This window comes from Kitasatospora kazusensis (genome assembly GCF_039529945.1).
GTDB lineage: Bacteria > Actinomycetota > Actinomycetes > Streptomycetales > Streptomycetaceae > Kitasatospora > Kitasatospora kazusensis.
Map to the genome: position 1 here is coordinate 1 of NZ_BAAANT010000092.1, position 6,014 is coordinate 6,014.

The window sequence follows — 6,014 nt, forward strand, 5'->3', positions numbered from 1 at the left end:
CGATCGGGTCGCCGAGGGTGGTGCCGGTGCCGTGCGCTTCGACCGCGTCCACCTGGTCGGCCGTCAGGCGGGCATTAGCCAGCGCGGCCCGGATCACGCGTTCCTGCGACGGGCCGTTCGGCGCGGTGAGGCCGTTGCTGGCGCCGTCCTGGTTGACGGCCGAGCCGCGGATCACCGCGAGCACCTGGTGTCCGTTGGCCTTGGCGTCGGAGAGCCGTTCCAGCAGCACCATGCCCGCGCCCTCGGCCCAGCTGGTGCCGTCCGAGGCCGCCGCGAACGCCTTGCAGCGGCCGTCGAGCGAGAGCCCACGCTGGTGGCCGAACTCCACGAACATGCCCGGGGTGGCCATCACTGCAACGCCGCCCGCCAGCGCGAGGCCGCACTCACCCTGCCGGAGTGCCTGCGCCGCGAGGTGCAGGGCCACCAGCGAGGAGGAGCAGGCGGTGTCCACGGTAACGGCGGGCCCCTCCAGCCCGAAGGTGTAGGAGATCCGGCCCGAGGCGACACTGGCGGTGTTGCCGGTCAGCAAGAAGCCGCCGTAGCCGTCGGTGCCCTCGTGCAGGCGCGGGCCGTACTCCTGGGACATGGCGCCGACGAACACGCCGGTCCGGCTGCCGCTCAGCTGGGCCGGGTCGATCCCGGCCCGCTCGACGGCCTCCCAGCTGGTCTCCAGCAGGAGGCGCTGCTGCGGGTCCATCGCGGTGGCCTCCCGCGGGGTGATCCCGAAGAAGGCGGCGTCGAACAGGCCGGCGTCGTAGAGGAAGCCGCCTCGGCGGGCATAGGTCTTGCCGGCGGTGCCGGGCTCGGGGTCGTACAGCTCGGCCAGGTTCCAGCCGCGGTTCTCGGGGAAGTCGCCGATCGCGTCGACACCGTCGGCCACCAGCTGCCACAGCCCGTCGGGGGTGCTGACCCCACCGGGGAACCGGCAGGCCATGCCGACGATGGCGATCGGCTCGTCACTCACCGCCGTGGTCCGGGCCGGGCCGTGCTCGCTGGAGCCGAGCAGCTCGCCGAGCAGGTACCGTGCGACTGCCACGGGCGTGGGCCGGTTGTAGACCAGGGCGGCCGGAAGCCGGAACCCGACCGCGCCGGAGAGCCGGTTGCGCAGTTCCACGGCGAGCGGGGAGTCGAAGCCCAGTTCCTTGAAGGTCCGCCCGGAGTCCACCACGTCGGCGCTGAGGTGGCCGAGCACGATCGCGGCGTTGGACCTGACCAGGTCGAGCACCACCTCGTGCTGTTCGCCGGCCGACAGGCCCGCGAGGCGCTGCGCCCACGGGGTGGCCCGGGCTGCGCGGCGTGCGGTCTGCGACTCCTCGGGCAGCTCCGACTCCTCGGGCGGCTCCGGCTCTGCCGTGGCCGTCGGCCAGAACGCAGCTGCTTCCGTAGCCTGGTCCGCTGTCGGGGCCTGCGGCCAGTACCGCTCGCGCTGGAAGGCGTAGCCGGGCAGCGCGATCCGTTGCGGGGCGCGGTCGGCGATCAGCGTCGACCAGTCCACCGCCGCCCCGCTGACGTGCAGTTCGGCGAGCGAGCCGAGGAACGACCGCCAGGAGTCCTCGCCCCGCCGCAGCGTGCCGAGCACCAGCACCTCTTCGGCGCCGGCTTCCTCCAGCGTCTCGTTGATCGCGAAGGTGAGTACCCCATGGGGGCTGCTCTCGATGAACGTCCCGTGGCCGGCGGCCCGCAGCGCCTGGACCGCCAGGTCGAAGCGGACCGGCTGCCGCAGGTTGGTGTACCAGTACGCCGCGTCCAGCCCGGCGGTGTCCAGCAGCTCGCCGGTGACGGAGGAGTAGAACGGGATGTCGCCGTCGCGCGGGGAGATCGGCGCCAGCTCGTCGAGCAGCCGCTCCCGGATCGCCTCCACCTGCGGGGAGTGTGAGGCATAGTCCACCTGTATCCGGCGGGCCCGCACCTCCTGCTGCTCGGCGGCGGCGAGCAGCTCGTCGATGGCGTCGGCCGCCCCGGAGACCACGACCGCCCCCGAACCGTTGACCGCGGCGATCGCCAGCCGCTCGCCCCAAGGCGCGATCAGCGCCTCGGTCCGGTCGACCGGCAGCGCGACCGAGGCCATGCCGCCCTGTCCGGCGAGCGTGATCAGCGCCCGGCTGCGCAGCGCGACCACCCGGGCGGCGTCCGCCAGGCTGAGCGCGCCGGCGATGTGCGCTGCGGCGATCTCGCCCTGCGAGTGGCCGACGACCGCGTCCGGGCGTACCCCGAGCGACTCCCAGAGCCGGGCCAGCGAGACCATCACCGCGAACAGTGCGGGCTGCACGACGTCGACCTCGTCCAGGCCGGGCGCGTCGGGGGCGCCACAGAGCACGTCCAAGAGGTTCCAGTCGACGTACTCGGCCAAGGCGGCGGCGCACTCGGCCATCGCCTCGCGGAAGACCGGGGATGTTTCCAGCAACTCCAGGGCCATGCCGTCCCACTGCGAGCCCTGGCCGGGAAAGACGAAGACCGTCCTGCCACGGTCGGCGCCGACGCCGCGTACCAGGCCCGGCGCGTCCTGCCCCTGGGCCAGCAGGTCGAGTCGCTGCCGCAGCCCGGCCGAGTCCGTCCCGAGCACGACGGCGCGGTGCTCGAACGAGGTCCGGGTGGTGGCGAGCGACCAGGCGACGTCGACCGGGTCGATTCCGGGAGTCGACTCCAGAGCCGCCGCCAACCGGGTGGCCTGGGCGCGCACGGCGTTCTCGGTCCGTCCTGAGATCAGCCAGGGCAGGGCGGTCGCGGCAGCCGGGTACTGGCCCGGGGCCGGTTGCGCGGGCTGTTCGGCGGCGTGCGGCGGTTCCGTGACGACGACATGGCAGTTGGTGCCACCCACGCCGAACGAGCTGACGCCGGCCACCAGTGGCGCTCCGGGCGACGGCCACTCGCCGTCCTCGTGCTGCACCCGCAGTCGCAGTCCGGCCATGTCGATGGCGGGGTTCGGCGTCTCGTAGTGGAGGCTGGCCGGCAGCCGGCGGTGCCGGATGCTGAGCGCGGTCTTCAGCAGCCCGACGATGCCGGCGGCACCCTCCAGGTGGCCGACGTTGGTCTTCACCGAGCCGACCCGCAGGGGGAGTTCCGGTGATCGGGAGGAGCCGAGCGCGTCGCCGAGCGCCGCCGCTTCGATCGGGTCGCCCACCGGCGTGCCGGTGCCGTGCAGCTCCACGTACTGCACGGCGGCGGGAGCCACGCCGGCCTTCTCGCAGGCCAGCCGGATCACTTCGGCCTGCGCCTGCGAACTGGGTACGGTGAGACCCGGAGTGGCACCGTCGTTGTTGGTCGCGCTGCCGCGGATGACGCAGTAGACCGGGTCGCCGTCGGCCAGCGCCCGGGCCAGCGGCTTGAGGACCACGACGCCGCCGCCCTCGCCCCGGACGTAGCCGTTGGCGCGCGCGTCGAAGGTGTAGCAGCGGGCGTCGGGCGACAGCCCCCCGAAACTGGCCGAGCGCGCGGTGCTGTCCGTGATGATGCTCAGGTTCACGCCGCCGGCCAGCGCGAGCGTGGACTCGCCGCGCAGCAGGCTCTCGACGGCCATGTGCACCGCGAGCAGTGAGGAGGACTGCGCGGCGTCGATGGTGAGGCTGGGACCGCGCAGGCCCAGCGTGTACGAGAGGCGGTTGGCGATGAGTCCGCGCTGGACGCCGGTGAAGGTGTGCTGGGTCAGCGACTGGGCGCCGCTGCGCTGCAGCAGTGTCGCGTAGTCGTCCCAGATCGCGCCGACGAAGACGCCGGTACGGGTGCCCGCGAGTTCGCCGGGCACGATTCCGGCGTCCTCCAGAGCCTCCCAGCCGAGCTCCAGCATCAACCGCTGCTGTGGGTCCATCGTCACCGCTTCGCGCGGTGAGATGCCGAAGAAGGCCGCGTCGAAGCGGTCGATCCGGTCGAGGAAGCCGGCCCGGCCGCCCGGGCGGCCGGCCAGCATGTCGCCGAACCGGTCCGTGGGGGCGTCGGTGATGGCATCGACGCCGGCGGAGAGCAACTGCCAGAAGGCGGCCGGATTCGCTGCCTGCGGCAGCCGGCAGGAAAGTCCGGTGATCGCAATCGCGTCGTCGGATTCCAGGAGCAGATCATTCTGGGGACCGTTGGCACCAGTCATCGCTTTCGCTGTCTCCTAGGAGTGTGGCCGGCCGCGTACCGGGATCAGGACGCTCGTCGTGACCACCGTCGGCCGGGGTGCTAAGTGCAGTCTTGGCGGCCTCTAACCCCGGTCTTCTGTGGCGATCGGTCAGCCCTTCGTGGGCATACGACGGCGAACCGGGCCGCCCGCTCCGCACTGGGAGGGGCAGCCCGGTTCGCCGGGTGCCGAGCAGATATGTGACTGTCCGTACGTTGAGCCCGAGCGGTCGTCGGCTCGCACCGCCGCCCGACCGCCGATGGCCCTGGGCCCTATGTGCTCATCCGGCCGCGCAGCCCGCCAGGACCCGGTCGTCGGCGGTCAGGACGGCGCGGTGCAGCTCCTGCAGCGTGGAGCACGGTTCCAGCCCCAGCTCGTCGATCAACGTGGTCCGCGCCGACTGGTACACCTTCAGTGCCTCGGCTCTGCGCTCCGAGCGGTAGAGCGCGACCATCAGCTGGCGGTAGAAGGTCTCGCGCAGCGGACTCTCGGCGATCAGCGAGAAGAGGTACCCCACCAGCTCGCGGTGCCGGCCGAGCCGGAGCTGCGCCTCCACGTGCATCTCCGCACAGTCCAGGCGCACCTCGGTCAGCCAGGCGACGAAGCTGCGCAGGATCGGCCCGTCGCCGATGTCACCGAGAGCCGGACCGCGCCAGAGCGCGAGCCCCCGTTCGAAGCAGTCGACGGCTTCCTCGTAGCCCTGCTCCCGCAGGTGCTTGCGGCCCAGATCGGTCAGCTCCAGGAAGGCCTGGTAATCGACCTCGTCGGACCGCAGGCGCAGCATGTATCCGGAAGAACGGGTGACGATCGGACTGTCGACCCCCCCTGGACGGCTCAGGAACTTCCGGAGTTCGGAAATGTAGACATGGAGGCCGGCGGAGGCCCGTCTCGGCAGCTGCTCCCCCCAGAGTTCGTTCATCAGCTGATGGGTGGTCACCACGTGGTCGGAGCGGACCAGCAGGGCGGCGAGCAGGGTCTCGACCTTCTGGGCGCTGAGAAAAGTCGCGGTGTTCCCGTCGATGACACGCAGAGAGCCGAGAAGCTGGTACTTCACGAAAGGCTCCTGTCGGCAGTAAGGGTGCTGAGGGCCTTCGCCAGAGCCGTGGAAACCGTGTCGACCACCTCGGCGCGGTGGTTTTCGAGATAGAAATGGCCGCCCTCGAAGACCTGCATGGTGAATTCCCCGGTGGTGTGGTTCTGCCAGGCCGCCGCCTGCTCCATCGAGGTGTGCGGGTCGTGGTTGCCCACCAGCATGGTGATCGGGCAGTCCAGCGGGGGCACCGGCTCCCAGGAGTGCGTCTCGATCGCCTGGTAGTCGCCGCGGACCGCCGGCAGGATGGCGGCCAGAAGGTCCTTGTCCTCCAACCACTGCGGATCGGTGCCGCCGACCTCCCGCAACTCCCTGACCAGACCGGCCTCATCGCGCAGATGGACGGTGCCGGAGGGCAGCCGCGAGGGGGCCGGGTAGCCCGAGGCGAAGAGCCGGAGCGGCTCCTGGCCGCGCCGGCGCTGGAAGCGCTGCGCCACCTCGCACGCCAGGATCGAGCCCATGCTGTGGCCGAAGAAGGCGAACGGGCCATCCGTCCACGGCTGCAGTTCCGCGTAGACGCGGTCGGCCAGCTCGGAAATGCTGGTGATGCATTCCTCGCCGCGCCGGTCCTGCCGGCCAGGGTATTGCAGGGACAGCACTTCTATGTCCGGCGCCAGCGCTTGGGAGAACGGGAAGTAGTAGCTCGCCGAGCCACCTGCGTGCGGGAAGAGGACGAGTCGGAGCTCGGCCTCGGGTGAAGGGTGAAACCGGCGGACCCACTCTCCGGCGGACTTAGTACTCCAGCCGTAGATCGTGATCTTGCTGGTGAGGGGCGCCGCGGAGACGGGTGTGGCCACCGTTGATCAGCTGGACGAGATCGACCGCGCC

3 protein-coding genes are annotated in these 6,014 nt (G+C 71.4%); all 3 read right to left on the reverse strand.

Going from position 1 to position 6,014, the window contains the following annotated elements; all coding sequences use genetic code 11:
- Positions 1-4,078 (reverse strand): type I polyketide synthase (locus ABD330_RS31830; protein ID WP_344469791.1); only part of this gene is annotated, 4,078 nt, incomplete at its 3' end.
- A 298-nt stretch (positions 4,079-4,376) separates the two neighbouring features.
- Complete coding sequence (locus ABD330_RS31835; RefSeq protein ID WP_344469792.1) at positions 4,377-5,150, reverse strand: AfsR/SARP family transcriptional regulator; 774 nt, start codon at positions 5,148-5,150, stop codon at positions 4,377-4,379.
- Positions 5,147-5,983, reverse strand: a complete 837-nt coding sequence (locus ABD330_RS31840; protein WP_344469793.1) for a thioesterase II family protein — start codon at positions 5,981-5,983, stop codon at positions 5,147-5,149. The genes ABD330_RS31835 and ABD330_RS31840 overlap by 4 nt, the downstream gene beginning before the upstream one ends.
- Positions 5,984-6,014 lie beyond the last annotated feature (31 nt).